The 3,124-nt window shown below is 73.7% G+C and carries 4 protein-coding genes; 3 read left to right on the forward strand and 1 reads right to left on the reverse strand.

Annotated features, from left to right (window positions below; all coding sequences use genetic code 11):
* Together RIF68_RS32290 and RIF68_RS32295 are read left to right on the forward strand one after the other, a co-directional pair.
* On the forward strand, positions 1–347 hold a 347-nt coding region (locus RIF68_RS32290; protein ID WP_309054818.1), incomplete at its 5' end, for an arylamine N-acetyltransferase.
* Positions 348–451: 104 nt separating this feature from the next.
* The gene (locus RIF68_RS32295) at positions 452–1,375 is read left to right on the forward strand and encodes a YceI family protein (protein ID WP_309054819.1); all 924 of its coding nucleotides are present in this window, start codon (positions 452–454) and stop codon (positions 1,373–1,375) included.
* 38 nt (positions 1,376–1,413) lie between these two features.
* Here the strand turns inward: RIF68_RS32295 and RIF68_RS32300 are convergent, their stop codons facing one another.
* Positions 1,414–1,656: a hypothetical protein gene (locus RIF68_RS32300; protein WP_309054820.1), complete on the reverse strand. Its 243-nt coding sequence runs from the start codon at positions 1,654–1,656 to the stop codon at positions 1,414–1,416.
* 62 nt (positions 1,657–1,718) lie between these two features.
* Between RIF68_RS32300 and holA the strand changes: the two genes are divergently transcribed.
* A complete protein-coding gene (gene holA, locus RIF68_RS32305; RefSeq protein ID WP_309054821.1) occupies positions 1,719–2,705 on the forward strand; it encodes a DNA polymerase III subunit delta in 987 nt (328 codons plus the stop codon).
* The last annotated feature ends 419 nt before the right edge of the window (positions 2,706–3,124 follow it).

The following is a 3,124-nucleotide window of genomic DNA, read 5'->3' on the forward strand; positions in this document are numbered from 1 at the left end:
TACGGGAGACGGCCGAGGGCGACCTGGACGTGCTGTACGAGGGAAAGCCGCAGTACCGGCTGGAGACGCGCCCGCGCGAACTCGCCGACTTCGCCGCCGGTGCCTGGTACCACCAGACGTCGCCCGCGTCGCACTTCACGGGCTCCCTCGTCTGCTCGCGTCTCACCGAGGACGGGCGGGTGACCCTCAGCGGTACGAAGCTGATCACCCGGTCCGAGGGGCGGCGGACCGCGCGGGAACTCGACGGGGAGGAGGAGGTCCGCACGGCGTACCGGGACCTCTTCGGGATCGTGCTGGACGCGCTTCCGGTGGTGAGGAATCCGTCCGTAAAGAACCTGACCCCCTAAAACGGACCCTCGGTAACACTTGCCCTGTTTGCCTCGAACACCGCAACGGTGATCGAATGCCACGTCGTCGCAGGGTGAACGAGTCGCACGGGGGTGCGTGAAGGATGTTCGGTGGTCTGTTCAAAAAGCGTGAGGCCGGTACCGCGCGAGGCGGGCCCCTCGCCGGCCTCGCCGTACCCGCCTCGGCGGGCGTGCTGAGCTGCCGGGTGCTCGACCCCGTGCACGAACCGGTACGTCAGGCCGAGTTCACCCTCAGCGACACGGCCGGGCGCAAGGTGCTGGGCGGCGAGACCGACCCGTACGGCACCGTCCTCGCCACCGTGCCCGCCGGTGAGTACCGGCTCGCCGTCACCTCAGACGGCTACACCCCGTACCACGGCACCGCCGTCGTCACCGAGGGCCGGCACGCAGGCCTCGGTGACGTCCTCCTCCAGGTCGCACCGCAGCCACAGCTCCCCGAACCCGGTGACTGGGAGATCGACCCGCTGCATTCGCAGATCGGTTTCACCGCCCGCCACATCGGCCTCGCCCGGATCCACGGACGGTTCAACAGCTTCGCCGGCGCCCTTCGGATCGCCGACCGCATGGAGCACTCCGCGATGCACGTCGTCATCGACGCGGCCTCCATCGACACCGGGGTCCGGATGCGTGACGACCACCTGCGTTCCGCCGACTTCCTGGAGGTCGGCGCCTATCCCGCGATCGAGTTCTACAGCGACCGCTTCGTCCACCGGGGCGGCAGCCGCTGGGCCGTCACCGGCGCGCTGACCCTCCACGGGGTCAGTCGCACCGTGACCCTCGACACCCAGTACCTCGGCCTCGGCAACGGCCTGGAGGGGGAGGCCCGCGGCGCCTGCCGGGCCACCACCGAACTGCACCGCGAGGACTTCACCCTGACCTGGCAGACGCTTCTCGCCCGCGGGATCGCCGCCGTCGGCTCCAGCATCAGCATCGACCTCGACGTCCAGATCCTGCCCAAGGCCGGCACGGCGGTCGTGGACGAGGCGCGGGCCCACGCCCACGCCTGACCCGGGCGGGCCCGGGCGGGCGGTGTGGTGACGGACCCCTAAGGGGCTTCGAGCCATCCCTCGTACTCGGCGGCCAGGGCGTCCAGGGCCGCCGGGTCGAGCCGGCCCTCGGGATCCTCGACCACCACCAGCCACTGCGCGTCCTCCGCGTCGTCCTCCCCGGCCAGCGCGTCCCGGACCATCTGAGGCTCCTCCCCGACGCCGAAACGGTCCGGCAGCTCCTGAGCGACCTCCTCGGCCGCGTCCCGGTCGGGCAGTACCAGTACGTGTCGTTCACTCACCCCGCCATTCTCCCGTCCCGCGCGGCCACGGTTGTCAGTGGCCCATGGGATGCTGAAGGGCGATGGCCACCAGAAAGACATCCCCCGACGACCTGCTCGGCCCCGTGACGCTCGCCGTGGGGCAGGAGGACCTGCTCCTCGACCGCGCCGTCCAGGAAGTGGTCGCGGCCGCCCGCGCCGCCGACGCCGACACGGACGTACGCGACCTCACCCCGGACCAGCTCCAGCCCGGGTCCCTCATGGAGCTCACCAGCCCCTCCCTGTTCGCCGAGCGCAAGGTGCTGGTCGTGCGCAACGCCCAGGACCTCTCGGCGGACACGATCAAGGACGTCAAGGCCTACCTGGACGCGCCCGTCGAGGACATCACCCTGGTCCTCCTCCACGCGGGCGGCGCCAAGGGCAAGGGCCTGCTCGACGCGGCGCGCAAGGCCGGGGCGCGGGAGGTCGCGTGCCCGAGGACGACGAAACCGGCGGAGCGGCTGACGTTCGTACGGCAGGAGTTCCGGCGGCTCGGGCGGGCGGCCACGCCCGAGGCGTGCCAGGCGCTCGTGGACGCCATCGGCAGCGACCTGCGGGAGCTGGCCTCCGCCGTCGCCCAGCTCACCGCCGACGTCGACGGGACCGTCGACGAGGCGGTCGTCGCGCGCTACTACACCGGGCGGGCCGAGGCCTCCTCCTTCACCGTGGCCGACCGCGCCGTCGAAGGGCGGGCCGCGGAGGCCTTGGAGGCCCTGCGCTGGTCCCTGTCCACCGGTGTCGCGCCCGTCCTCATCACCAGCGCCCTCGCGCAGGGCGTCCGGGCCATCGGCAAGCTCTCCTCCGCGCGGGGCATGCGGCCGGCGGACCTCGCGCGGGAGCTCGGCATGCCGCCCTGGAAGATCGACCGCGTCCGGCAGCAGATGCGGGGCTGGACCCCCGACGGCGTCTCCCAGGCGCTGCGGGCCGTCGCGGAGGCGGACGCGGGCGTGAAGGGCGGCGGGGACGATCCCGAGTACGCCCTGGAGAAGGCCGTGGTGGCAGTGGCCCGCGCGGCGAGGGGGCGGCGCTAGCGGGACGGTTTCCCGGCCGGTGCGTATCCCCTGCCGGGGCCGGGTCATGCCCGGCTCCCCTTCGACGCGCTCCCCCCGAGGCCGGGTGCCTGCCGGGGCGGTACGCGGGGGAGACCCTGCCCCGGGGTCGGGGCGAGCGCCCGACGCTGCCGGGGCGGCCGGTGGGCCCGGCCCCGTCCGTAGGGGCGCCTCGTCGGCGCGGTCGATTCCCCCACTCCACCCCGCCCCTTCCGAAACCCTGCCGGTGCCCGCTGCCACGCCGGGAGCGGTGCGGCCGGGGCCGCGTCCCGGTGGGGTGGCGCGCGGGGGATCCGGGGGCCCCGGGGGCCCTACGGCGAGGAACCGGGGTCAGGTGACCGGCGGCGGCATGCGGCCGACCCGAGCCGTCCACGGGCCTCCGGGCCGGCCGGCGTGGAGGC

Source organism: Streptomyces sp., assembly GCF_031178505.1.
In the GTDB taxonomy this organism is placed as follows: domain Bacteria; phylum Actinomycetota; class Actinomycetes; order Streptomycetales; family Streptomycetaceae; genus Streptomyces; species Streptomyces gulbargensis.